Source organism: Streptomyces sp. NBC_00414 (genome assembly GCF_036038375.1).
Lineage (GTDB): Bacteria > Actinomycetota > Actinomycetes > Streptomycetales > Streptomycetaceae > Streptomyces.
Map to the genome: position 1 here is coordinate 6683407 of NZ_CP107935.1, position 23388 is coordinate 6706794.

The following is a 23388-nucleotide window of genomic DNA, read 5'->3' on the forward strand; positions in this document are numbered from 1 at the left end:
CTTCGAAGCCTTGTTCTGGCTTTCCGGATGAGAGTATGGGGCGCAGGCGACCTGTGTGTGGTCGATGTGGGGGGCCATGATAAAGATTCTGATCGCCGAGGACATGGCGATGCTGCGCCGGGCACTGGCCGAACTTCTGTCGCTGGAAGCGGACTTCGAGGTGGTGGCCGAAGTCGACCGCGGCGACGAGATCGTTCCGAGGGCGCTGGCCCTGCAACCGGACGTGGCCGTGCTCGACATCGGCCTGCCCGGTATGGACGGCATCTCCGCCGCCGCCGCGCTGGGCACCGCCGTGCCCGACTGCCGGATCCTCATGCTCACCGGCCTCGGCAACCCCAGCACCCTGCGGCGGGCCCTGGCCACCCGCGCCACGGGATTCCTGCGCAAGGACGCCGACCCCACACAACTCGTGGGCGCCATAAGGGCGGTGGCCGCTGGAAAACGGGCCGTCGACCCCCAGCTGGCCGTCGCGGCGCTCGAAGACGTGACACAGCCGCTGGCCCCCCGTGAGCTGGAGGTCCTCCGGCTGGCCGCCGCGGGCGAGGGCACCGCGGCCATCGCCCGCCGGCTGTTCCTCTCGCCGGGCACCGTGCGCAACTACCTGAGCAGCGCCGTGGTCAAGCTGAGCGCCCGCAACCGTATGGACGCGGTACGGATCGCGCGTGAGGGCGGCTGGATCTGACCCCCGCCGTTCAGGCCACGGTGGCCGAGTCGTGCATCTCGCTCTCCGGCGGGTGGGCGGCGGCGACGGCGGTGCGGAGGAAGGGTCGCTTGGCCTCGTGCGCCCCGGCCGGGAGCGGGACGACCGCCGTCAGCGAGAACCACTTGTCGTCCACGACCTTGATGCTGAGCCTGCCTTCGACCGCTTCGATGCGTTCGCGAAGGTTGGTGAGTCCGCTTCCCGGCCGCGTTCTGCGCACGGGGCCGGCCGGATGTTCCAGAATTCCGTCGTTGGTCACGATCAGCCCGACGGCCCCCGGCTCGCGGCTGAGCTGGACGACACAGGTCCCGACCCTGCTGTGCCGGAGCATGTTGGTGACGCCCTCGCGCAGCACCGTCGCCAGTGTGGTCTCTATATGGGGCGGCAGGGGCCCGGCGCTGCCACGGAAGACGGCCTTTATGCCCATGTCCTTGAGGGTGGCGAAGACGGTGTCGATCTCCGTGGTCAGTGACATGGCGCGGTAGGTCTGCGAGACGGCACGCACGTCGGCGAAGGCCCGCTGGGTGGTGTCCAGGATCTCCGTCAACTCCTGGTGGACCCGGGCGTGTTTGGAGGGCGGCAGCCGCCGCGCCAGTTCGCACTTGAAGGCGATGGTGGTCAGGCTGATGCCCAGCAGGTCGTGCAGATCGCGGGAGAACCGCAGCCGCTCCGCCTCCAGGGCCATCCTGGTGAGTTCGCTGCGGGAACGGTGGGCCTCCTGGACCAGCCCGGTCAGCTCGGAGAGCCCGTACACCACCAGGCCGGTCAGCGCGGTCGCGACGGTCCCGTACCAGAGCGAACCGCGGCCCATCCCGGTCTCGAGGACCAGCAGGCTGGCCGATGCCACGGCCGCCGCGAACGCGGGCCACTTCCAGCGGGCGGGAAGCACGAGGAGGGCGGAACCGGCGAGGAAGCCCGGGGCGGCGAGCCAGGCCTCGGCGTAGACGAGAAACGGAAGATACGTGAGGAGTGTCTGGAACCCGAGGGTCCAGTACTGCCGGCGGGCCAGTCGGGGCGAGAAGTGGGGAAAGGAATGCGCCAGTTGGAGCACGTAGACCATGAGCAGGGTGGCGATGCCCGTACCGAGCCTGAGCGGTGAGGGACGACCCTCCACCAGATAGCTCACGCCGACACCGAAGAAGGCCACAAGCACTGCGAAGGTGATGGCGATGGAGGTGCCGCGGGCGAGGTGCCTGCTTCTCGCGTCCTCCTGTTCGACGCGCGCACCATCATGCAGGGCAGAACCTTGCATCTCTTCCCCCCGGACGAACCGAACGAATTAATGAGTCAGGTTGTGCCGTGCCCCACCCTCTCACGGCAAACCGGGAGGTTGAGAACTCGCAATCGATTCTAATCGATCCGAACCGCTCAGAAGTGGAACTTGGTGGGGTGCCGGGCGGCCCCAATCTCCCTACAGGAGTAGACCGTTACTTTCGCGAAAAGGTTTGCTCCGGCGCACAAAACAACTGGAGGACTCTATTCCGTAAAGGCGAATACTTCCTTCCGTCACAGACGCGTCCGTCACAGATGCAGCGGGAGCGGATTGAGATCGTCGAAGTCCGTCGGACGGGACAGCCGGCCGAGCGCGACCGGTACGTCGAACAGCCGGCCCGGGCCGAATCCCGCCCAGTGCGGGCGCAGTCCGGGAATCAGCACCTTGGCGACGGGCAGCTCCACATCGGGGCGGGTCTGGTCGAGGACGAGTACGTCGAGGCCGTGCCGGCGCAACAACTCGACCAGCGCCCCGGCCTGGGCCGCGGCGTCGGCGGGCGGGCGCAGCGCGGCGGGCGGCCGGGCGGACCGGCGGGCGGCGGGCAGCAGATAGGGCTGGTTGGCCGTGGTGGCGTGCCGGAACCACTCCAGGGCCTCCCGGTCGTCACCGGTGTAGGCGGTTCCCTCGCAGACCGACCCGGCCGTCGACCCGGCTGCCGACTTGGCTGCCGACCCGGCTGCCGATGTGGTCGCCGGCGCGGCAGGGTCGCCCGTCAACGGCGGGAGCATCTGGTTGAGTTCGGTCAGAGCCCGGCGCAGCGCGACCCGCGCGTCGAAGTGGGCGCCGAAGCCCAGCACGATGTCCTCGGTCGGCTTGCCGATCCGTGCCGAGACGGCGGCGACCACGGGGATCCCGAGGTCGGACGTGAGGTCCAGGGCCCACACCGACCGCCCCATGTCCCTGAGGGAGGTCCGGGTGCGGGCGATCCACGGATCCCGCCGGTCCAGGACCACACCGGGCTGCCGCGTGCGGTTGTACCACCACAGGGCGACCGCGTCCCGCTCCACCAGTTCCAGACAGCCGTGCACGACGGCGTCCTCCAGGCTGGTGCCGGCGGCGGCGCCGTTGGAGGTGGCCCGGCAGTAACCGGTGTCCGCGTCCGGGGCGTTGTAGTAGAGCAGGCTCGTGGGTGCCAGCCGCTGTCGCCGCTCGGTCAGCGACCACACGGGCGTCCAGTCGAGCGGGGCGTCCTCGTCGAAGGGCTCCGTCACCTGGTGGAAGGGGCCGTGCGTGCGGTTCCAGGCCTCCCGGTCCTCGAACTGCCGACGGTCGAAGAGCTGGACGGTGTCCGGGTGGACGGCCCGCGGCGCCAGCTCGCGGTAACTGCCCCGCAGGCGCGGCTCGTCGCCCTGGTGGTAGCCGCTGAACCGCTCCAGCGCCTCGGCCAGGGCGCTCACCCTCGCGTGGGTCTCGGTGACGCCCTTGCCCGACCCCGGGCTGCGCAGCGGTGTGTGCAGCGGAGGCGGCGGCTTCGCGGGGTCCCAGGGCGGCTGGGCGCCCGCGTGGAAGCAGTTGAGGAACTCCGGTCCGCGCGGATCCCGGCGGATCTCGCCGACCAGACCGGTGACGGGGTCCACGAGATGGCCGTACCGGGCGAGCACCTCGTCGGGGCCGACCGTCCGGTGGCCCCCGCCGCCGGTGTCGCGCACCGGCTGCGGGGACAGCACGACCGGGGCCGAGACCCGGTCGCGTACGAGCAGGGGGTCGCCGCAGCGGGCGCACTGCGGGCGGCGCCGCACGGGATGGCGGCTGCTCTCAAGGGTGCGGGTGTCCAGCCGCCACAGGGTGGCCTGCTGCGGATCACGGTGCCCGGCCAGCCACTTGGCGGCCTCCAGCAGGGCCAGGTGCAGGGCCGCCGCCCGGCCCGTCGGCAGATACGACGGCCGGTGCTCGGCGGGCCCGCCCCGCCCGAGCCGGTGCTGGACGTACGCCTCGCCGCGCCGCCGCAGCCGCAGCCGGTCCGCGAGGCAGCTCCAGCAGGGACCGTCGCCCGGCGAGAAGAACGGGCCGACCCACAGGTGGGTGCCGCTCGCCCGCACGGGCAGCCAACTGCGGCCCGCGGCACGGTGTTCAGCGTCGAGGGCGCTCAGCCGCGGATCGAGGTAGTCGTGGCACAGCGCCAGGGTCAGATCGGCGGGCCCGCCCGTGGCGGCGGGACGCAGCCCCGCCGCCGACACGGCCTCGCGCAGCGTGCCCGCGGTGTCCTCGGTGAGGTCGACCGGGGCCAGCAGCGCGCCCCGTTCGCCGTCGGGCCGGGCCGCCAGGCCGGTGAGGGCCCAGTAGGCGCGCTCGGGCCCGGCGTGTCCGTCCGGCGGATAGGCGGCCAGCAGCCCCGCGTCCAGCAGCCTGGCCACGAGCCGTTCGGTGCGCTCGGCGGACAGCAGGGGCGCCGCGTCGGCGACGATCCGGGACAGGTCGCGGCTGCCGTCCAGCAGCGGGGCCAGCAGTGCGACCTGCTCGCCGCCGAGCGTGGTCACCCGGTCCTCCGTCATCAGGAACACGGGTTCCCCGGGCGCCGATTCGACCCGCAGATGCGGTGCGAACCCGAGCCCGGGGAGCCCGTCGTCCGGGGCTGGACGGTTCATCGGGTGTGACGGCCCCCGTCCGTGACGGAGACGGGGAAGGGGCCGGGCTTCCAGCAGATACAGATACGACTGTCGGTGAACTCACCGGATTCGGCGCCGAATTCGGTGATCACGAGATCGTCGGCGCCCCTCGCGTTCGCCGCGTCGCCGTCGAGCAGAGGCGTGATCCGTGACATGTGTGCTCCTTGTAGCTGTCGACTTGGGTGGGCGCGCCCGGCCCCGGCCGGGGCCCCGCGCGTTGCAGCCATCCTTTCGGTCGTCACTGGCCGATACCAGTGCGTCACACACAGGGCCCATATGAGAAATACACATCTTGCGCATAGGTTCCTCATATGCCTGGTCGGGCCCCTGGCACTGGTTGATACCGGAAGTAGCCAGCAAGACTCCCTGAGCAAGGAGCTCTTCGCGCTGCTCCGCGGACCACATGGGGGAGAGAAAAATGGACATATGGTTGCTTGGACCGCTGACGGCCGAGGTACGGGGCCGGTCGATCGTGCCGACGGCGGCGAAACCACGCCAAATTCTGGCCCTGCTGGCGATCCACGCCAACCGCGTCCTGCCCGTCGGGACGCTGATGGAGGAGATCTGGGGCAGCGAGCCGCCGCAGAGCGCGCTGGCCACCCTGCACACGTACATCCTGCAACTGCGCCGTCAGCTCACCGCGGCCTACGGCGCCGACGCGGGAGTGTCCGCCAAGGACGTCCTCGTCACCCAGTACGGCGGCTACTGCTGGCAGGCGCCGACGGACGCCGTGGACGTACCGCGCTACGAGCGGCTGGTCGCCGCGGGGCGGGTCGCCACCGGCGAGGACCGGCAGGAGAAGGCGTCGGCGTACTTCCGTGAGGCGCTCGCGCTGTGGCGCGGATCCGCGCTGGTCGACGTGCGGATAGGACCGGTGCTGAGTATCGAGGTGGCCCGGCTGGAGGAGAGCAGGCTCGGCGTGCTGGAGCGGTGTCTTGAGGCGGATCTCAGGCTGGGACGCCACGCGGAACTGCTGTCCGAACTGATCGAGCTCACCGGCCGCCATCCGCTGCACGAGGGGCTGCACGCCCAGTGCATGACGGCGCTGTACCGGGCCGGCCGCTCCTGGCAGGCACTGGACGTCTACCAGCGGCTGCGCCGCCGGCTGGCGGAGGAGCTGGGACTCTCGCCCTCCCCGCGCCTGCAGCGTCTGCAGCAGGCGGTGCTCTCCGCGGAGCCGTGGCTGGACGTGCCCGGGTGCGGGGAGGACGCGATGCTCCACCGGATGACCGGCTGACCGCCCCCGGGCGGCTCAGCCGTTCTTGGTGACGAACTCGACGACGGACTCCCGCATGTAGTCGGTCATCTCCTCGGTGATGCCCGGGTACACCCCGATCCAGAAGCTCTGCTCGGTGATGATGTCGGAGTTGCGGAGGTCTCCGGCCACCCGGTGCGGGGTGCCGAGATACGCCGGGTGCCGGGTGAGGTTGCCGCCGAACAGCCGTCGCGTGCCGATGCGCCGCTCCTCCAGGAAGGCGATCAGGTCGCGGCGGGTGTAGGTGGCGTCGGGCAGCACGGTGAGGACGAAGCCGAACCAGCTCGGGTCGGAGCCGGGGGTCGCGGTGGGCAGCAGCAGACCGGGGACGTCCGCGAGGCCGTCGCGCAGCCGCTGCCAGTTGCGCCGCCGGGCCTCGCCGAACTCCGGGAGCTTCTTCAACTGGCTGAGCGCCAGGGCCCCCTGGAGGTCGGTCGCCTTCAGGTTGTAGCCGATGTGCGAGAAGATGTACTTGTGGTCGTACCCCTTGGGGAGGTTGCCCAGCTGGTAGTCGAACCGCTTGAGGCAGGTGTTGTCCTCGCCCGGCTCGCACCAGCAGTCCCGGCCCCAGTCGCGGAACGACTCGACGATCCGGGCCAGTTCGAGGTTCCTGGTCAGGACGCAGCCGCCCTCACCCGTCGTGATGTGGTGGGCGGGGTAGAAGCTGACGGTGGCCAGATCCCCGAAGGTGCCCGTCATACGCCCCCGGTAGGTCGAGCCCACCGCGTCGCAGTTGTCCTCGATCAGGAACAGCTCGTGCTCGGTGGCCAGTTGCTGGATCTCCGCCACCTCGTACGGGTTGCCCAGGGTGTGCGCGATCATGATGGCCCGGGTCCGGTCCGAGATCGCCGCCCTGACGCGTTCCGCCGTCGTGTTGTACGTGCCGAGTTCGAGGTCCACGAACACGGGCACGAGACCGTTCTGGAAGATCGGGTTCACCGTCGTGGGGAACCCGCCGGCCACCGTGATCACCTCGTCGCCCGGAAGCAGTCTTTTCTCACCGAGCCGGGGAGAGGTCAGCGCCGAGAGCGCCAGCAGGTTCGCCGAGGAACCCGAGTTCACCAGATGCGCCTTGCGCACCCCGATGTGACGGGCGAACTTGCTCTCGAAACGCCGGGAGTACGACCCGGCCGCGATCCGCAGATCCAGGGCCGCCTCCACCAGAGAGACCCGGTCCTCCTCGTCCAGGACCGCCCCCGAGGAGAGGATCGGTGTCACTCCCGGTACGAAGTTCCCGGGCTGCTGCTGCCGGTGGTACTCGCGAACCTGCTCCAGGACCAGGGCCTTGGTGTCCGACGTCATAGCCGTCCCTCCTGTAAGGATTGCCTCGGGGCCATGCTTGCGCCGCTCGGTAGAGGAGCCATGGAGTCCCCGCGGAAAGGGCCTGCTCCAGCGGGCTTCCAGGTGCTTTCGACCTGTGCTGGCTAGCTTGTTCGGCGACGTATCCGACAGGTGAGGTGGCAGATGCCCGAGGACACTCCGCGACCCGAACTCCGCATGGGGGTGCTGGGCTGTGCCGACATCGCGGTGCGCCGGATCCTGCCTGCGCTCGTGGAGCACGGGTCGGTGCGGCTGGTGGCTGTGGCGAGCCGGGACGGGGCGCGCGCCGAACGGCTCGCGGCCCGTTTCGGGTGCGCGGCGGTGACCGGCTACCGGGCGCTCCTCGACCGGGACGACATCGACGCGGTCTATGTGCCGCTGCCCCCGGGCATGCACCACGAATGGGTCGCCGAGGCGCTCACCGCGGGCAAGCACGTCCTGGTGGAGAAGCCGCTCAGCACCACGTACGAGCAGAGCGCGGAACTGGTGGCGACGGCCGCCCGGCTGGACCTGGCGCTCACCGAGAACTTCATGTTCCTGCACCACTCGCAGCACGCGGCGGTACGGGACCTGGCCCGCGGCGAGATCGGCGAACTGCGGGTGTTCTCCAGCTCCTTCGGGGTGCCGCCGCCCCACCCGTCGTCCTTCCGGCACGACGCGCGGCTCGGCGGCGGCGCCCTGCTGGACGTCGGTGTCTATCCGCTGCGCGCCGCCCAGCTCCACCTCGCCGGGGAACTCGACGTCCTCGGCGCCTGTCTGCGCGTCGACGAGGCCACCGGAGTCGACGTGGCCGGCAGCGCGCTGCTCTCCACGGCGACCGGGGTGACCGCCCAGCTCGACTTCGGCTTCCAGCACTCCTACCGGTCGGCGTACGCCCTGTGGGGCAGCCGGGGCAGGATCAGCGTGCCACGGGCCTTCACCCCGCCCCGCGGGCACCGCCCGGTGGTGCGCCTCGAACAGCAGGACAGGATCACCGAGTTGACGCTGGCGGCCGACCACCAGGTGGGCAACGCGCTCGACGCGTTCGCGGCGGCGGCCCTGTCGGGCACCGGGCGGGCGGCGCTGGGCGAGGCACTGCTGCGGCAGGCGCTCCTGGTCGAGCAGGTGCGCAAGGCGGCGCGGGTCGTCGGCGTCTGAGGTACGCGTCCGCGGGCGTCTGAGGCACGCGTCCGCGGGTTCCGGCCGGTCCTTGCAGTCCGGTGCCTGCCGCGCCGAGAAGGGCCGGCCCAGGAGGGCCGGCCCTTCTCATGTTCCGGTGGCCGAGGCGGTTCAGACCCGCTCGGCCGGCACGGGCATCCGCGTCAGCCGGTCGCGGTACCAGTCGACGACCTCGCGCAGGCCGTCGTCCAGCGACCGCAGCGGCCGGTAGCCGAGCTCGTCACGGATCTTCGAGTCGTCCACCGCGTACCGCAGGTCGTGGCCCTTGCGGTCGGTCACCTGCCGCACCCGCGACCAGTCCGCACCGCACAGCTCCAGCAGCTTGCCCGTCATCTCACGGTTCGTCAGATGCGTACCGCCGCCGATGTTGTAGATCTCGCCGGCCCGACCGCCGGTCAGCACCGCGTGGACGGCCCGGCAGTGGTCGTCGACGTGCAGCCATTCGCGGACGTTGCCGCCGTCCCCGTACAGCGGCACGGTCCGCCCGGCCAGCAGCTCGGTGACGAACAGCGGGATGAGCTTCTCAGGGTGCTGGCGCGGGCCGTAGTTGTTGGCGCACCGGGTGGTGCGCACGTCGAGCCCGTGGGTGCGCCAGTAGGACCGGGCGACGAGGTCGCTGCCCGCCTTCGACGCCGCGTAGGGCGAGTTGGGCAGCAGCGGCTCCTCCTCCGTCCAGGTGCCCTCGGCGATGGACCCGTAGACCTCGTCCGTCGAGACGTGCACGAAGGTGCCCACCCCGCAGCGCAGGCTCGCCTCCAGCAGCGCCTGGGTGCCCAGCACATTGGTGCGGACGAACTCCGCGGGCCCCGTCAGGGAACGGTCGACATGGGTCTCGGCCGCGAAGTGCACCACCGCGTCGTGCCCGGGGAACACCTCCAGGAGCGCGTCGAGGTCACGGATGTCGACCCGGCGGAAGTCCAGCCGCGGGTCGTCCAGCGGGAGGTTGTCCGTGCTCCCCGCGTACGTGAGCAGGTCGACGACGGTCACCCGGCTCGGCCGGGGGCCCGGCAGACCGCCGGACAGCAGGGAGCGCACGTAGTGGGATCCGATGAAACCGGCGCCGCCGGTGATCAGGACACGCATGGTGTGGACGTACCTCCGAGACGTCGGCGCCCGTGGGCGCGGTGCTGGGCGGTCAGCCGCTCCAGTACGGGGACGACCTCCGCCGGGGTCGGTTCGGACTCGGCCTCGGTGCGCAGGCGGGCGGCGGCCTCGGTGAAGGAGGGCTCTTCGAGGAGCCGTACGAGCCTGCTCCGCAGCCCTTCCACCGTCACCTCGTGCGAGGGCAGATGGAGACCGGCGCCCAGTTCCTGCTGGCGGCGGGCCCGCTCGATCGCGTCCCAGATCCAGCCCATGGCGATCTGCGGGACCCCCTCGACGAGCGCCGTCGACCAGGTTCCCGCGCCGCCGTGGTGCACGATGGCCGCGCAGGTCGGCAGCAGCGCGTGCAGCGGTACGTGGTCCACCAGCCGCACGTTGTCCGGGACATGGGTGAGCAGCGCCCGCTCCTCGGCGTCGAGCGTGGCCACCACCTCGATGTCGAGCCCCTCGATCGCCTTGAGGACCAGGTCGACCGGGACCGCGTTCGGGAACTCGGAGGTCCGGGCCGTCAGCCCCAGGGTGACGCACACCCGGGGACGCGTCGGCGGGACGCGGAGCCAGTCGGGCACCACGGCGGGCACCGGGCCGTTGTACGGGATGTAGCGCATGGGCACGGCAGGCCCGTCCGACGGCGGGCGGAAGCCGCGGGGCACCTGGTCCACCGACCACTGCCCCGTCACCGCCTCCTCGTCGAAGGGCACGCCGTAGCGGCCGAGCGTCCACTGCAGCCACTGGCCGAGGGAGTCCTCGGGGTGCGCCGAGCCCTGTTCCCCGTCCTGGGCCGTGAGGCCTGCCCCGGGACCGGCGCCGAGCTGTGCGAGGAAGCCCTGCCGCATGGGCATGAACATGTCGGGGAATGAGAGCACCCGCGCGTGGGCCGCGCCGGTCACCTTCGCGGCCACCGCCCCCGCGAACGTGAACGGCTCCCACAGGACGAGGTCGGGCTGCCATTCGCGGGCGAACGCGACGAGTTCGTCGACCATCGGATCGTCGTTGATCAGCGCGAAGAAGGTGGCGGTCATCATCGCGTCCCAGCCCTTGAGGAAGGCGGGGGTGAGCTGACCGGGGGCGTCGGGGTCCAGCGACTGGTTGGCGTGGTGGGACAGCACGGAGTCGCCCACCCCCTTGACCATCGCGTCGAGGCCGGGGTCGGTCCCCACCGGGACGGCGGTCAGCCCGGCCGCCGTGATGCTTCCCGTCAGCGAGGGCTGACTGGCCACCCGTACCTCGTGCCCGGCGGCCCGCAGCGCCCAGGCGAGCGGCACGGACCCGTTGAAGTGCGCGTCCAGTGCGAAGGACGTCAGCAGAACCCGCATGGCCGGTCCTTTCTCTGCGGCGGTGTCACGACGGCCGCCGTCACGCGGAGGCGGTCGCGGAGGTGGTCAGGGTGAACCGGAGCACTCCGCCGAGGACGGGGGAGCGCATCCGGCGCTGGACCCCGTCCGCCGGGGCCAGCTGGGGGTGACGCTCGCGCAGGGTGCGTACCGCCGTCTCCGCCTGGAGCCGGGCGAACGACCCGAAGAGGGCGGTGTGCGGGCCGGACAGCGACAGCTGCCCCTGTCCCGCGGGCCGGGTGAGGTCGAAGTGGTCCGGGGCGAGGAACGCCTCGGGGTCCCGGTTGGCCGCGCCGACATGGACGACGACCTGGCCGCCGGCGGGGATGTCCTGCCCGGCCAGTGTGAGGTCCTCGGCGGCGATCCGGCTCTCAAGACGCACCGGCGGCGCGTGACGCAGCGTCTCCTCCACCGCCCCGGCCGCGAGTTCCGGGCTGTCGCCGAGCAGCGCCCACTGCCTGGGGTGCGCGAGCAGCGCCTCCACGGCGTTGTTGATGAGCCCGGCGGCGAACTCGACGCCCACCGCGGCGGTCAGCACCCCGACCGCGAGCGCGTCCTCGGCGGCGGGGGCAGCGTCGGAGCCGGTCCGCAGCACCGTGCTGAGCAGGTCGTCGCCCGGCTCGGCCCGGCGCGCCGCGACCAGGTCGGCGACGAGGGCGCGTACGTCCTCGACCGCCTCGGTGAGCCGGCGGGTGACGGCGAGCGGCTGCGGGCAGAGTGCCGCGTCGAGCGCGACCCCCAGGGCGGCGCAGGCACGGGCGAACCGGTCGCGCTGCGCCTCCGGGACGCCGAGCAGCGTGGCGGCGGCTTCGGTCGCCACCGGGCGGGAGTAGTCCGCCATCAGGTCGAAGGAGGCACCGAGCCGGTCGGCGGTCTCCTGGTGCACGCGTTCGGCGTTCTTGCGGTGGCCGTCCGCCGCGGCCCCGCCGAGCACCGGGGCCGCCGCCCGCTCCCAGCGCGCGTGGTCGGCGCCCGAGGCGTGCAGGAAGGCCCGGTCCAGCGGGATGATGTGGCACAGCAGCGGATTGCTCCAGGCGTCCGAGAAGACGTGCCGCTGGAGGCCGGGCAGATCGGCGTGCCGCAGGCTCAGCCGCGGGTCGGCCAGTACCTCGGCGGCCACGGAGTGCCGGCCGGTGACCCAGGCCCCGGCGGCGCTCTGCCACAGCGGTGTCTCCGACTCCCGTATCCGGCGGGCCAGCACCACCGGGTCGTCGCTCTCCGCGCGCAGGGTGAGGGCGTACGGGTCGCCGCTCGTCCCGTAGATCCAGTGGAAGCCGCGGGCGGTCAGCAGGTGGCGGCCGAGTTCGCTGTCGGTCTGCTCGACCTGCCCGATCTGCTCGGATGCCGCGGGGGTCTCGGCCCCGGTCTCGGCGGTGGTCGTCTCGTCGGTGTCCGTGTGGGTCACGGCAGTCTCCTTCGGGGCGTGGCGGGCGTGGCGTGGCAGGGCGGGCGGGGTGTGTGTCAGGTGAGGGACAGGCCGCCGTCGACCGCGAGGACCACGCCGGTCGCGTAGGCGGCACGCGGGTCGGTGAGCTGGAGGGCCCACCAGGCGATGTCCTCCGGGCGGCCGACCCGGCCGGCCGGGACGACGGTGGCGATGTGCTGGAGGAAGCCCGCGTAGGCCTCCGGCGTCATGCCGGACCGTTCACCGATACCGGTGTCGATCACGCCCGGGGCGAGGCCGAGCACCCGGATGCCGCGGGGCGCGAGTTCCACCGCCCAGGTCCGGGTGAGGAAGTCGAGGCCGGCCTTGGCGGCGCCGTAGACCCCGTTCTCCGGCCAGGCACGGCGGTACAGCGCGCCGGCCGAGCCGATGTTCAGCACGGTTCCGCCGCCGTTCGCCGCGAGGGCGTCAAGGGTCTGCCGGGTGAGCAGCAACGGGGCCAGGAGGTTGGTGTCGAGCTGGTCGCGGGCCGCTTCCCGCTTGGTCTCCGCGAGGGACGCGAAGCCGCCGGAGGCCGCGTTGTTGACCAGCACGTCGATACGGCCGATCGCGTCCAGCGCCGCGTCGGTGACGGCCCGCGGGGTGTCCGGGTCGGTGAGGTCGGCGGCGAGGACGCTGATGCCGGGACGGTCCTCGGCGGTCCGGGCCAGGGTCGCGGGCGTACGGCCCACGACGAGCACCCGGTCGCCGCGGTCCGCGAAGGCGTGGGCCACGGCCCGCCCGATCCCGGTCCCGCCGCCGGTGACGATCACGCCCCGGGGCGCCGTGGAGTCCGGTGCCGCGCCGCTGTCCTGTGCCGTGTCGGCGTCCTGTGCCGGGCTCGTCCCGGGTGCCGCGCTCATGTCGGGTGTCGCGCTCATGTGCGGTGTCGCGCTCATGTCCGGGACCGTAGGCCGGGCCGCTCGATTCGCGGTCGACTCCCGCTACGGCCGGTCGTCACGGGTCACCACCCTGTCCTTGACCAGCAGTTCGCCCGCCTCGCGCACGAGGACGTCCCGGCAGACGCACACCAGGTGCAGCCGGGCGGGGCCGCCTCGCGGAACGGCGACGATCGAGACCAGGCTCTCGGCGGTCAGCGAGCCGTCGTCCGCGGGGGTGACGGTGAGCATGCCGACGTAGTGGCGGTGTGTCTCACCGGCGGACGCGAGACCGGCGGCGGCCTGCCGGGCGCCCTCGGTGAGGGCCGCACGGCCGCGTACCGGCTCCGGGAGCGAGGGCGGCTTGAAGGCGCCGTCCTCGGTGAAGGTGCCGGCCCAGGTCTCGGCCTCGCCCGAGTCCAGGTCCCGCATCTGCCGTGCGTAGAAGTGCTGCACCTCGGCGTATACGTCCGCCGGGGCCGTCGGGGCCTGTACCGCCATGCCGTGTTCCTTCCGCCGTTGCCGTGTACCGGGCGGGTGCGTTCCCGGCTTCCGGGGCTGAGGTCACGACGGTGGCAGCGGGCCCTCCAGGATCGGTCGAGCGCCGGACAGGCCCCGGCACCGGCGGGTGTTCAGCCGGGCTCCAACGCTTCTCTAGCCGTGCTGGTGAGCATGGGCGGGCCGGCTGCAGGAACGCCGGCGGAACGCTTGCGGAGACCCATCGCCGGGAGGCTCGTGTGCGCATCATCGACCTGTCCTCGCCCGTGGACGCGGCGGGTTTCGAACCCGATCCCGTGGTGCACGACGTCCTCGGCCCGAAGGAGGCCGCCACGCACATGAGCGAGGAGATGCGGGACCACTTCGGGATCGAGTTTGATCCGGCGGAACTGCCCGAGGGCGAGTTCCTCTCGCTCGACCGGCTCCAGCTGACGACCCACACCGGGACGCACATCGACGCGCCCTCGCACTACGGCACACGCGCCTCCTACCGGGACGGCCCGCCGCGGCACATCGACGAGATGCCGCTCGACTGGTTCTTCCGGCCCGCGGTGGTGCTCGACCTGAGCGACCAGGGCACCGGCGCGGTCGGCGCCGACGTGCTCCAGCGGGAGCTGGACCGCATCGGCCACACCCTTTCGCCCATGGACATCGTGCTGCTGCGGACCGGCGCCGACGCGTGGTCGGGGACGCAGAAGTACTTCACGGACTTCACCGGGCTCGACGGTTCGGCCGTGCACCTGCTGCTCGACCAGGGCGTACGGGTGATCGGCACGGACGCGTTCAGCCTGGACGCCCCGTTCGGCGACATCATCGGCCGCTACCGGGAGACGGGCGACCGCTCGGTGCTCTGGCCCGCCCACATGATCGGCCGGGACCGGGAGTACTGCCAGATAGAACGGCTCGCCGGGCTGGAGCAGTTGCCCGTCTCCCGCGGCTTCCGTCTCGCCTGCTTCCCGGTGCGGATCGCCGGCGCCGGCGCGGGCTGGGCGAGGGCGGTGGCACTGCTCGACGAGGACGAGCGAGACGAGTGAGAAGTACCGCGTAGAAGTACCGCGGCCGGGTGAACCACGCGCCCAGCAGGGCGACAACGGGAGGAGACAGACATGTACGGCCGGGAACTCGCGGACGTGTACGAGGCCATCTACCGCAGCCGGGGCAAGGACTGGGGGGAGGAGGCCGCGGACGTCTCACGGCTCATCACCGAACGCCGCCCGGGAGCCGACTCGCTGCTCGACGTCGCCTGTGGCACGGGCGCCCATCTCAGCGTGTTCAGCTCGCTGTTCGAGGTCGCCGAGGGGCTGGAGATCGCGGAGCCGATGCGCCGGCTCGCCGAGCAGCGGCTGCCCGGCACCACCGTGCACCCGGGCGACATGCGCGACTTCTCGCTCGGCCGCACCTACACCGCGGTGAGCTGCATGTTCTGCGCCATCGGATATCTGGAGACCCTCGACGACATGCGGGCCGCCGTCCGGTCGATGGCCGAGCACCTGGAGCCCGGCGGCGTCCTGGTCGTCGAACCCTGGTGGTTCCCCGAGAACTTCATCGAGGGCTATGTCGCGGGTGACCTGGCCCGTGAGGAGCACCGCACCATCGCGCGGATCTCGCACACCACCCGCAAGGGCCGGGCCACCCGTATGGAGGTCCGTTTCACCGTGGGGGACGCCACCGGCATCCAGCAGTTCACCGAGATCGACGTACTGCACCTGTTCACCAAGGAGGAGTACGTCGCCGCGTTCACCGACGCGGGCTGCTCCGTGGAATTCCTGGAGGACGGCCCCACCGGCCGCGGCCTTTTCGTCGGTGTACGCGAGAAGAACTGAGACGGCGGCCGGGTGGGCAGCGGGGTGGAATTCTCAGGGCGCCATTTCGCGGGCCACCGACATCACGTACTGGCCGTAGCCCGACTGTGACATCTTCTCGCCGAGCCGGTAGCAGCTGTCCGCGTCGATGAATCCCATCCGGAGTGCGACCTCCTCGACGCAGGCGATACGCACGCCCTGCCGTTCTTCGAGGGTCCGCACATACTGGGCGGCCTGGAGCAGGGATTCCGGAGTTCCGGCGTCGAGCCAGGCGAAACCGCGGCCGAGGTCGACCAGACGGGCCCGGCCGCGGGCCAGGTAATTCCGGTTGACGTCGGTGATCTCCAGTTCTCCGCGCGCCGAGGGGCGGAGGTTCTTGGCGATGTCCACCACTTCGTTGTCGTACAGGTAGAGCCCGGTGATGGCGAGGTCGGAGCGCGGCCGGGCCGGCTTCTCCTCCAGGGAGACCAGGCGCCCCGACGCGTCGGTCTCGCCCACCCCGTAGCGCTCCGGGTCCTCCACGGGATAACCGAACAGCACACAGCCCTGTACGTCCCTGACGTTGCTCTGGAGCATGTCGTAGAAGTGGTAGCCGTGGAAGATGTTGTCGCCGAGCACCAGGGCCACGTCGTCGTCGCCCACGTGGTCGGCGCCGATGACGAAGGCCTCGGCCAGACCGGCCGGCCGGTTCTGCACCGCGTAGTCGATCCGTACGCCGAGCTGCGAACCGTCGCCGAGGAGGCGGCGGAACTGGTCCAGGTCGCGCTCGGTGCAGATGAGCAGGATCTCCCTGATGTCCGCGAGCATCAGCACCGAAAGCGGATAGTAGATCATCGGCTTGTCGCCGACCGGGAGAAGTTGCTTCGACACGGAAACGGTTATTGGATGGAGCCTTGTTCCCGAACCGCCGGCGAGAATAATCCCCTTCATGGGTATGCCCCTGTCCTCGATTTCTGCCCATGCTAACGACCGAATTCGTTCGGCAGCAAGCAGAAAAGCCTCTGGTCCAGGGAAATTCGACCGGTAATAGAGGGAAAACAAGGGTTGTGGACCGGACCGGCAATGTGATGTGCTGCGAGGGGAAGGTGACGCCCTGCGGCAAGGCAATAGCGTCAGTAATGGGAGGGAAGCGAATTCGATGACGACTCTCGTATGGGACTACCGGCAGGAATACGAGAACGAACGCGCCGATATTCTGGACGCCGTGGAAACGGTCTTCAGCTCGGGGCAGCTCGTCCTCGGTGACAGTGTTCGCGGCTTCGAGCAGGAGTTCGCCGGCTATCACGGCGCGGGGCACTGCGTCGGCGTCGACAACGGCACCAACGCGATCAAGCTGGCCCTCCAGTCGCTGGGCGTCGGCCCGGGGGACGAGGTCGTCACCGTGTCCAACACCGCGGCCCCCACGGTGGTCGCGATCGACTCGGTGGGCGCCACCCCGGTGTTCGTCGACATCGACCCGGACAGCTACCTCATGAACACCGACCAGGTGGCCGCCGTCCTCACGCCCAGGACCCGGTGCCTGCTCCCCGTCCACCTCTACGGGCAGTGCGTGGACCTCGCGCCACTGGAGCGACTGGCCGCCGAACACGGCCTGTCCCTCGTCGAGGACTGCGCCCAGGCCCACGGCGCCCGCCGCGACGGACGACTGGCCGGCACCACCGGGGACGCCGCCGCGTTCTCCTTCTATCCGACGAAGGTCCTCGGCGCCTACGGCGACGGCGGCGCCGTACTGACCTCCCGCGACGACGCCCACCGGGCCCTGCGCCGGCTGCGCTACTACGGCATGGAGGAGCGGTACTACGTCGTCGGCACCCCGGGCCACAACTCCCGGCTCGACGAGGTGCAGGCCGAGATCCTGCGGCGCAAGCTGCGCCGCCTCGACACCTACGTCCAGGGGCGCCGGGCCGTCGCCCGCCGTTACGAGGAGGGGCTCGGCGACACCGATCTGGTGCTGCCGCACACCGTCCCCGGCAACGAGCACGTCTACTACGTCTACACGGTGCGCCACCCCCGGCGCGACGACATCATCAAGGCCCTGAAGACGTACGACATCGAGCTCAACATCAGCTATCCCTGGCCGGTGCACACGATGTCCGGGTTCGCCCACCTCGGCCACCCCGCGGGCTCGCTGCCCGTGACCGAGGAACTGGCGGGCCAGATCTTCTCGTTGCCCATGTATCCGGCCCTCGCGCCGGACATCCAGGACAAGGTGATCAGCGCGGTGCGTGACGTGCTGGACAGCCTCTGAACCCGTGCGGCGGGCCCGCCCCGGCCCGCCCCGCGCACACCGAAGGCCCGGCGGAGGGATCCCGCCGGGCCTTCGGTGTGCGGAAGGGGTCAGCCGGTGGAGCCGGCCGCCTCCAGGGCACGCCAGCACGCCACCAGGCTCCGCGCCTGCACGTTGAGGTAGTGGCTGTGCCGGAGCAACTGCGTCAGCTGGTCCATGGTCAGCCAGCGGTAGTCGGGGTGGCCGGGATCCTCGGGGACGTCGCTGTCCACGATCAGATAGCGGTTGCGGGCATGGAAGAAACGGCCGCCCTCCTCGGAGAGCACGGCCTCGTAGCGGATACGGTCCGGCCCGGCGGCCAGTACCTCGTCGAGGTGGCGGGGCCGGGCGGCGGGCGGCAGCCAGCTGTAACTGTCCGGCACGCACTGCACGGTCGGCGCCAGTTCCACCACGTCCGCGTAGCCCGGCTCGGTGCGGGCGTGCAGCAGGACGTGCGGCACCCCGCCGATCTCCCGGGTCAGGAAGGCGATGACGCCCGTGCCGCGCGGCTCGATCATCGGCTGGCGCCAGGTGCCGACCTCGCGCCCCGCGGCCGTCACGGAGACCCCGATGACGTCGAAGAAGCCGCCGCTCTCGTGCGAGTAGCCCATCTCGCCGTGCCGCCACTCGTCGAGCGCGTTGAGGGCGATCCGCTCGGTGTGCACCGAGGCCAGCGAACGGGCGCCGGCGATCCAGCTCAGCACGTCGGTCGTCCGGTGCAGCGCGCCGTCCGCCGGGGAGGCGTGCGGCAGACAGGCCAGTACGGTTCGCGCGTCCATGTTGATGATGTCGTCGCGCGACAGCAGCCGGTACAACTGCCCCAGCGTGAACCAGCGGAAGCCCTCCAGGACCTCCACCTCGGTGGTCGTCTCCACCACCATGTTGCGGTTGCGCTTGCGGTAGAACCAGGCACCCTGCTCCGACTGCCGGACGTCCGCGAGCACCCGGTGCCGTGAGGTGTCCCGGAAGTAGTCCACGTACGGCACGGGCTTGCCCTTGTGGACGCCGGTGTAGTTGCTGCGGGTCGCCTGGACGGTGGGGGAGAGCTGCAGTCCGCCCGGGTTGCCCGGTTCGGCCTTGGCCTGCATCAGGAAGTGCGGAACCCCGTCGAACTCCTTGATCAGGATGCCGAGGATGCCGACCTCGGGCTGGTCGATGATGGGCTGGTCCCACCAGGGCACCGCGTTGGCGGGGTCGTGCACCCGCAGACCGTGGACCGTGAAGAACTTGCCGCTGCGGTGCCGCAGATCACCGGTGACCGGTGTCTGGTACCACTGGTCGAGGGCCGCCAGCGGGATGCGCTCGGCCGTCGTGTAGATCTGCTCCCCGTACTCGGCGAACCAGTCGTCGAATCCGGCGAGATCGGTCAGCGGGCTCTCCACGGCCGCGGCCGACCGGGCGATACGGGCCGTCACATCGGCCATCTGAACTCCTCGTCTTGGGTGGGGCACACGCGGCTCGTCGGGCGTGGTGGCTCAGTCGGCGGGCGTCTCCCACGTCGCCCGCATCGCCTCGGCCAGCGGGATCCGCGGCTTCCAGCCGAGCAGTTCGCCGGCCAGCCGGATGTCGGCCAGGGTCCAGCCGCCGCCCTTGCTGGCGATGGGCCCGTCCTCGACCCGCAGCGCCTCGGGCGGCAGCCCCGAGGCGGCGACCAGCAGGTCCACCAGCTCACGCATGGCGGTGGCCTCCCCGCGACCGATGTTGACGACCCGTCCGGTGGCCGGCGAGGTCACGGCGAGGACCACGGCCTCGGCGAGGTCGCGCACGTCGATGAAGTCCCGCCGCGCGTCCGCGACCCGCAGCGTCACCGGGTCGCTCGCGTCCGCGGCCCGCAGCCGGTCGACGACCGCCCCGAGGAAGCTGGCCCGGGTGGTGCGGGGGCCGCACACGTTCACCGCGCGCAGCACCAGCCCGTCCACCCGGCCGGCCCGGGTGGCGTCCAGCACCAGTTCGGAGCCGGCCAGCTTGGTGCGCGCGTACATCGTGGCCGGCCGGGGATCGAGGTCCTCGCCGATGGCGAGCGGCTCGGACACCGGACCGTACTCGTGGATGGAGCCGACATGGATCAGCCGCGGCCGCTCCTCCATCAGCGTCACGGCCTTCACCAGCCGCTCGACCAGGGTGATGTGGGCGTACCGCATCTCCTCCTCGGTCGTGCCCCAGCCGCCCGTCACGTTGACCACGGTCCGCACCCGGTGCCGGGTGAACAGCCGCGCCAGCTCGGCGGGCGGGACCGCCGCCACGTCCAGGCCGGCGAAGACGTGCCCCGTCACCGCGGGTCCGCCGCGCCGGGCGACGGCGAGCACCTCGTGCCCCTCGCGCGCCAGCGCGGCGCTCACACAGCGGCCGACACAGCCGGTGGCCCCGAGCACCGCGACCCGGGACCCCGCGGCCGGCGGCCGGCCGGCGCTCAGGGCCGCCACAGTGCGGCCTCGATCCGACGGCACTTGTCGTACTCCGGCAGCCCGCCCTCCGCCCGCACCTGGGCGAGCAGGGGCGCGGCCGTGTCCCGCGCGGACAGCAGGGGCTCCACGTCCGTCGGGATCGGCAGGCCGAGCGCCGGGTCGAGCGGCGACAGGGACAGCTCGTGCTGGGCCTCGTAACTCCCGGAGAGCATGTACGACATCACCGTGTCGTCCTCCAGGGCGATGAAGGCGTGTCCGACGCCGACCGGGAAGTACATGGCGCTGAAGGTCTCCTGGTCGAGCACGGAGGAGTCCCAGCGGCCGAAGGTGGGCGAGCCGACGCGGATGTCCACCACGATGTCGATGGCACGGCCGCGGGCGCAGTACACGTACTTGGCGACGCCCGGCGGGGTGACCGTGTAGTGGATGCCCCGGACGGTGCCGCGCTTGGACTTGCTGTGGTTGGACTGCGCGACGGGGAAGAGGGGATGTCCCAGGGCCTCCACGAACGCCGGTTCCTGGTACGGCGAGGTGAACAGGCCGCGGTCGTCCTCGAAGACGGGCGGGTTGAAGGCGTACGCGCCGGACACGGCGAGTTCACGGAACCTCACGGCGGTGGTCATCTACAGCTCCCCCCGGACGGTGCCGTCGGCGGCCGGGGCCGCGCGGTGTTCCGCCACGAGCTTCTCCAGCAGCGGGACGACGTCGTTGGGGCTCGGCGTGCCCACCATCTCGCGGCGGATCCGCGCGCAGTTCTGTGCGAACGACGGCTCGTCCAGCAGCCGCAGCACGTGGTCGCGCAGGTCCTGCGCGGTGTAGTGGTCGACGTCGTGCAGGTACAGGCCCGCGCCGGTCTTCTCCAGCTGCTTCGCCTTGTGGATGGTGTCCCAGACCATGTCGGGCACGATCAGCTGCGGCACGCCGTGCGCCAGCGCGGTCTGGAAGGTGCCGGAGCCGCCGTGGTGGATGACCGCGGAGCAGGTCGGCAGCAGCGCGTTGAGGGGGACGAAGTCGACGGCGCGCACGTTGTCGGGGAGTTCGAGCCCCGCGAGCTGCTTCTCGTTGAGGGTCGCGACCACCTCGACGTCCAGCTCCGCGAGCGCCGAGACGAGTTCGCCGATCGAGGCGCGGTCGCCGTCCAGCACCTCGCGGTGGGCCACCCCGAGGGTCAGACAGATCCGGCGCTTCTTCGGCGGCTCGTGCAGCCAGTCCGGGATGACGGCCTGACCGTTGTAGGGGATGTACCGCAGCGGCACGAACGGCTGCTTCACCGGGAACCGCATCGACGGCGGCACCGGGTCGATCGTCCACTGGCCGACCGCCACCTCCTCGTCGAACTCGGCGCCGTAGCGGCCGAGCGTCCAGGTCAGCCACTCGAGCAGCGGATCGTCCCGCTGCTCGGGCAGCCGCTCCGCCTGGAGGTCGAGGAAGGTCTCGCGCATCCGGCCCAGCAGGTCGAGCCCGAACAGCAGCCGGGCGTGGGCGGCGCCGGTGACCTTCGCGGCGACCGGTCCGGCGAAGGACAGGGTGTCCCAGACGACCAGGTCGGGCTGCCACTCGCGGCTGAACGCGACCAGGTCGTCGATCATGCGTTCCGGGCAGGAGTTCTGGAAGGCCATCGCCGTCATCGAGGTGAACACCCCGAGGACGTGGTCCCAGGTCAGCATCTCGGGACGGGTCTCGGTCATGTCCATCCCGGCTTCCGCCTGGCTCTCCATGATCTCGGCGTCGTCGCCCAGGCCCTCGTTGACCCGCTGCATCTGCTCCTCCAGGAGCAGCGGCTCACCGACGCACACGGCGGTCAGTCCGGTACGGGTGATGTCCTCCGCCAGGTCCGGCTGGCTGGCGATCCGGACCTCGTGACCGGCGGTCTGGAGGGCCCAGGCCAGCGGGACCTGGGCATGCATATGGGACTTGGCGGCGAACGTGGTGAACAGGACCTTCATCGATCTCCCTTTTCGCGAGTGGTGGAGCCGGCACTGTCCGGGGCGGCGGGCTTCACTGCCCGTCGTGGCCGACGTACCGGTGGTTCACCAGCCAGCCGTCGCCGTCGCCGTCTCCGTCCTCGTCGGAGACGAGGACGTCCTGGCACGAGGTGCTCAGCCGGATCTCCGGAGCGGCGCCCGCCGCGGTGGACACGACCAGGGCGTCGTAGCCCGTGCGCACCGAACCGTCCGGGAACCGCCAGGCGGCCGGCAGGCCGAGCCAGTGCCTGCGCACCGTGCCGGCGGGCGCCGCGGGCCGGTTGCGCACCGCCGCCGCGATCGCCGCCCGGCCGCGCACCGGCTCGGTGAACGAGCTCTGGTCGAAGGTCCCGTCCTCGGTGAAGGTGGCCGCCCAGGCGTCTCCCTCGCCCTCGTCGAGGAGCCGCATCTGCCGGGCGTAGAACCGCTGGATCGAGGCGTACTCGGCGGGCGGCACCGGTTCGGCCTTCGCCCGCCCCTCCGCGTACTCCTTGGCGTGCCGCATGGTGATCGTGCTGTTGCCGCCGAGCGCGTCCCGGATGAAGGTGCGGGCGTCGGCGGTGGTCGCGGAGGCACCGAGGACGCCGGTGACGGCCGCCGCGTTGACGACCACGGTGTGCCGGGAGACGGCCACGCAGCCGGACGGGATCTCCCGCACCGTCCACTCCCCGGTGTGCACGGACATCAGGGCCGGGGTCTGCAGCTGCTTGTACGCGATCCGCCCGTCGGGCAGGCAGATCCGTACCGAGGCCGTGGTGTGCGTCGAACCGTCGGGCGTGCGGGTGTCCATCTCCAGGTGCTGGACGTCGGGGGTGTCCTCCTTCAGCAGCACCCGGGCGACGTGCGGCAGCCGCTCCTGCCACTGCCCCGCGTCGTGCAGGAAGTCCCGTACCTCCTGGGCCGGGGCGTCGATCCGCACCGAGTCCTCGAAGGTGTACGGCGCCTCGTCGGTGCCGGCGCGCAGCGCGGCGGACTCCAGCGCGGCCAGCTCGGCGCCGCTGTTGCGCTCGATCGCCTCCAGGATCCAGCTGACGTTGCGCTCCAGGCCGTCGACCGCCTCGAAGTCGTGCAGAAGCCGGACCCGGCTGCCGCCGCCGGGCAGCGCCTCGACGATCCACTCGCCGCCCATCGCGGCGACGGGGTCCTGGGAGACCTCCTGACGGAAGCGGATCCGCAGCCCGTCGCGGTCCAGGGTCCGCCGCGAGGTCCAGGACTTGACCTCGCCGTTGGCGGTGGCCCAGATCCGCAGCCGCTCCTCGTCGTCCGACCGCTCCAGATACTCCACGTGCAGGCTCGGCGGGAAGACGTACGGCCAGTCCTGTGCCCGCTCCACCAGGCCGAAGACGGCCTCCGGGGCGGCGGCCACCGTGATCGTGTGCTCGGTCGTGTGCACCTCGTGCGCCAT

The 23388-nt window shown here is 71.5% G+C and carries 21 protein-coding genes; 6 read left to right on the forward strand and 15 right to left on the reverse strand.

Annotation, left to right across the window (positions count from 1 at the left end; genetic code table 11):
- The first annotated feature begins 76 nt into the window (after positions 1 to 76).
- Complete coding sequence (locus OHS59_RS29095; RefSeq protein WP_328496302.1) at positions 77 to 682, forward strand: response regulator transcription factor; 606 nt, start codon at positions 77 to 79, stop codon at positions 680 to 682.
- Positions 683 to 692: 10 nt separating this feature from the next.
- On the opposite strand, the gene OHS59_RS29100 is transcribed toward OHS59_RS29095, so the two are convergent.
- The 3 genes from OHS59_RS29100 to OHS59_RS29110 form a co-directional block, all read right to left on the reverse strand.
- Entirely contained in the window at positions 693 to 1952 is a 1260-nt protein-coding gene (locus tag OHS59_RS29100) for a sensor histidine kinase (protein ID WP_328496303.1), read from the reverse strand.
- A 269-nt stretch (positions 1953 to 2221) separates the two neighbouring features.
- Complete coding sequence (locus OHS59_RS29105; RefSeq protein ID WP_328496304.1) at positions 2222 to 4558, reverse strand: TOMM precursor leader peptide-binding protein; 2337 nt, start codon at positions 4556 to 4558, stop codon at positions 2222 to 2224.
- On the reverse strand, positions 4555 to 4734 hold the full coding sequence (locus tag OHS59_RS29110; RefSeq protein ID WP_328496305.1) for a hypothetical protein: 180 nt from the start codon (positions 4732 to 4734) through the stop codon (positions 4555 to 4557). The genes OHS59_RS29105 and OHS59_RS29110 overlap by 4 nt, the downstream gene beginning before the upstream one ends.
- 263 nt (positions 4735 to 4997) lie before the next feature.
- Here OHS59_RS29110 and OHS59_RS29115 point away from each other — a divergent pair, with 263 nt between their 5' ends.
- Positions 4998 to 5816, forward strand: coding sequence for an AfsR/SARP family transcriptional regulator (locus OHS59_RS29115; protein ID WP_328496306.1), 819 nt, complete (start codon positions 4998 to 5000; stop codon positions 5814 to 5816).
- Positions 5817 to 5831: 15 nt separating this feature from the next.
- Here the strand turns inward: OHS59_RS29115 and rfbH are convergent, their stop codons facing one another.
- Positions 5832 to 7136, reverse strand: a complete 1305-nt coding sequence (gene rfbH / locus OHS59_RS29120) for a lipopolysaccharide biosynthesis protein RfbH (protein ID WP_328496307.1) — start codon at positions 7134 to 7136, stop codon at positions 5832 to 5834.
- A gap of 162 nt (positions 7137 to 7298) precedes the next feature.
- Between rfbH and OHS59_RS29125 the strand changes: the two genes are divergently transcribed.
- Positions 7299 to 8291, forward strand: a complete 993-nt coding sequence (locus OHS59_RS29125; RefSeq protein WP_328496308.1) for a Gfo/Idh/MocA family protein — start codon at positions 7299 to 7301, stop codon at positions 8289 to 8291.
- Between the two features lie 132 nt (positions 8292 to 8423).
- Here OHS59_RS29125 and rfbB read toward each other — a convergent pair whose 3' ends face one another.
- From rfbB to OHS59_RS29150, 5 genes are read right to left on the reverse strand one after another with little or no spacing between them, the layout of a single operon-like run.
- On the reverse strand, positions 8424 to 9395 hold the full coding sequence (rfbB, locus tag OHS59_RS29130) for a dTDP-glucose 4,6-dehydratase (RefSeq protein ID WP_328496309.1): 972 nt from the start codon (positions 9393 to 9395) through the stop codon (positions 8424 to 8426).
- On the reverse strand, positions 9383 to 10729 hold the full coding sequence (locus OHS59_RS29135) for an activator-dependent family glycosyltransferase (RefSeq protein WP_328496310.1): 1347 nt from the start codon (positions 10727 to 10729) through the stop codon (positions 9383 to 9385). The genes rfbB and OHS59_RS29135 overlap by 13 nt, the downstream gene beginning before the upstream one ends.
- Positions 10730 to 10769: 40 nt before the next feature.
- Positions 10770 to 12152, reverse strand: coding sequence for a cytochrome P450 family protein (locus OHS59_RS29140; RefSeq protein ID WP_328496311.1), 1383 nt, complete (start codon positions 12150 to 12152; stop codon positions 10770 to 10772).
- A gap of 56 nt (positions 12153 to 12208) precedes the next feature.
- The gene (locus OHS59_RS29145; protein ID WP_328496312.1) at positions 12209 to 13069 is read right to left on the reverse strand and encodes an SDR family NAD(P)-dependent oxidoreductase; all 861 of its coding nucleotides are present in this window, start codon (positions 13067 to 13069) and stop codon (positions 12209 to 12211) included.
- Between the two features lie 45 nt (positions 13070 to 13114).
- Positions 13115 to 13549, reverse strand: coding sequence for a nuclear transport factor 2 family protein (locus OHS59_RS29150; RefSeq protein WP_328496313.1), 435 nt, complete (start codon positions 13547 to 13549; stop codon positions 13115 to 13117).
- A gap of 236 nt (positions 13550 to 13785) precedes the next feature.
- On the opposite strand from OHS59_RS29150, the gene OHS59_RS29155 reads away from it, so the two are divergent.
- A complete protein-coding gene (locus tag OHS59_RS29155) occupies positions 13786 to 14580 on the forward strand; it encodes a cyclase family protein (protein WP_328496314.1) in 795 nt (264 codons plus the stop codon).
- Positions 14581 to 14652: 72 nt separating this feature from the next.
- Entirely contained in the window at positions 14653 to 15369 is a 717-nt protein-coding gene (locus OHS59_RS29160) for a class I SAM-dependent methyltransferase (RefSeq protein ID WP_328496315.1), read from the forward strand.
- Positions 15370 to 15402: 33 nt separating this feature from the next.
- Here the strand turns inward: OHS59_RS29160 and rfbA are convergent, their stop codons facing one another.
- On the reverse strand, positions 15403 to 16278 hold the full coding sequence (gene rfbA, locus OHS59_RS29165) for a glucose-1-phosphate thymidylyltransferase RfbA (protein ID WP_328496316.1): 876 nt from the start codon (positions 16276 to 16278) through the stop codon (positions 15403 to 15405).
- A gap of 208 nt (positions 16279 to 16486) precedes the next feature.
- Here rfbA and OHS59_RS29170 point away from each other — a divergent pair, with 208 nt between their 5' ends.
- Positions 16487 to 17596: a DegT/DnrJ/EryC1/StrS family aminotransferase gene (locus tag OHS59_RS29170; RefSeq protein WP_328496317.1), complete on the forward strand. Its 1110-nt coding sequence runs from the start codon at positions 16487 to 16489 to the stop codon at positions 17594 to 17596.
- Between the two features lie 89 nt (positions 17597 to 17685).
- Here the strand turns inward: OHS59_RS29170 and OHS59_RS29175 are convergent, their stop codons facing one another.
- Genes OHS59_RS29175 through OHS59_RS29195 form a run of 5 tightly spaced genes read right to left on the reverse strand, consistent with a single transcriptional unit; the run spans position 17686 to position 23388 of the window.
- Positions 17686 to 19038 (reverse strand): NDP-hexose 2,3-dehydratase family protein, encoded by a 1353-nt coding sequence (locus OHS59_RS29175; RefSeq protein ID WP_328496318.1) that lies wholly within the window; start codon positions 19036 to 19038, stop codon positions 17686 to 17688.
- Positions 19039 to 19089: 51 nt separating this feature from the next.
- Complete coding sequence (locus OHS59_RS29180) at positions 19090 to 20037, reverse strand: NAD-dependent epimerase/dehydratase family protein (RefSeq protein WP_328496319.1); 948 nt, start codon at positions 20035 to 20037, stop codon at positions 19090 to 19092.
- Positions 20025 to 20642, reverse strand: a complete 618-nt coding sequence (locus OHS59_RS29185) for a dTDP-4-dehydrorhamnose 3,5-epimerase family protein (RefSeq protein ID WP_328496320.1) — start codon at positions 20640 to 20642, stop codon at positions 20025 to 20027. The genes OHS59_RS29180 and OHS59_RS29185 overlap by 13 nt, the downstream gene beginning before the upstream one ends.
- Positions 20643 to 21965, reverse strand: a complete 1323-nt coding sequence (locus OHS59_RS29190; RefSeq protein ID WP_328496321.1) for an activator-dependent family glycosyltransferase — start codon at positions 21963 to 21965, stop codon at positions 20643 to 20645.
- A gap of 52 nt (positions 21966 to 22017) precedes the next feature.
- Complete coding sequence (locus OHS59_RS29195; RefSeq protein WP_328496322.1) at positions 22018 to 23388, reverse strand: SRPBCC family protein; 1371 nt, start codon at positions 23386 to 23388, stop codon at positions 22018 to 22020.

Coding starts and splice junctions, on each gene's coding strand:
- OHS59_RS29145 (WP_328496312.1), bottom strand. CDS start 13,069: ATGAGCGCGACACCGCACATGAGCGCGACACCCGACATGAGCGCGGCA.
- OHS59_RS29175 (WP_328496318.1), bottom strand. CDS start 19,038: ATGGCCGATGTGACGGCCCGTATCGCCCGGTCGGCCGCGGCCGTGGAG.
- OHS59_RS29170 (WP_328496317.1), top strand. CDS start 16,487: ATGACGACTCTCGTATGGGACTACCGGCAGGAATACGAGAACGAACGC.
- OHS59_RS29150 (WP_328496313.1), bottom strand. CDS start 13,549: ATGGCGGTACAGGCCCCGACGGCCCCGGCGGACGTATACGCCGAGGTG.
- OHS59_RS29115 (WP_328496306.1), top strand. CDS start 4,998: ATGGACATATGGTTGCTTGGACCGCTGACGGCCGAGGTACGGGGCCGG.
- OHS59_RS29095 (WP_328496302.1), top strand. CDS start 77: ATGATAAAGATTCTGATCGCCGAGGACATGGCGATGCTGCGCCGGGCA.
- OHS59_RS29135 (WP_328496310.1), bottom strand. CDS start 10,729: ATGCGGGTTCTGCTGACGTCCTTCGCACTGGACGCGCACTTCAACGGG.
- OHS59_RS29185 (WP_328496320.1), bottom strand. CDS start 20,642: ATGACCACCGCCGTGAGGTTCCGTGAACTCGCCGTGTCCGGCGCGTAC.
- OHS59_RS29125 (WP_328496308.1), top strand. CDS start 7,299: ATGCCCGAGGACACTCCGCGACCCGAACTCCGCATGGGGGTGCTGGGC.
- OHS59_RS29190 (WP_328496321.1), bottom strand. CDS start 21,965: ATGAAGGTCCTGTTCACCACGTTCGCCGCCAAGTCCCATATGCATGCC.
- OHS59_RS29160 (WP_328496315.1), top strand. CDS start 14,653: ATGTACGGCCGGGAACTCGCGGACGTGTACGAGGCCATCTACCGCAGC.
- rfbH (WP_328496307.1), bottom strand. CDS start 7,136: ATGACGTCGGACACCAAGGCCCTGGTCCTGGAGCAGGTTCGCGAGTAC.
- OHS59_RS29110 (WP_328496305.1), bottom strand. CDS start 4,734: ATGTCACGGATCACGCCTCTGCTCGACGGCGACGCGGCGAACGCGAGG.
- OHS59_RS29100 (WP_328496303.1), bottom strand. CDS start 1,952: ATGCAAGGTTCTGCCCTGCATGATGGTGCGCGCGTCGAACAGGAGGAC.
- rfbA (WP_328496316.1), bottom strand. CDS start 16,278: ATGAAGGGGATTATTCTCGCCGGCGGTTCGGGAACAAGGCTCCATCCA.
- OHS59_RS29105 (WP_328496304.1), bottom strand. CDS start 4,558: ATGAACCGTCCAGCCCCGGACGACGGGCTCCCCGGGCTCGGGTTCGCA.
- rfbB (WP_328496309.1), bottom strand. CDS start 9,395: ATGCGTGTCCTGATCACCGGCGGCGCCGGTTTCATCGGATCCCACTAC.
- OHS59_RS29195 (WP_328496322.1), bottom strand. CDS start 23,388: ATGGCGCACGAGGTGCACACGACCGAGCACACGATCACGGTGGCCGCC.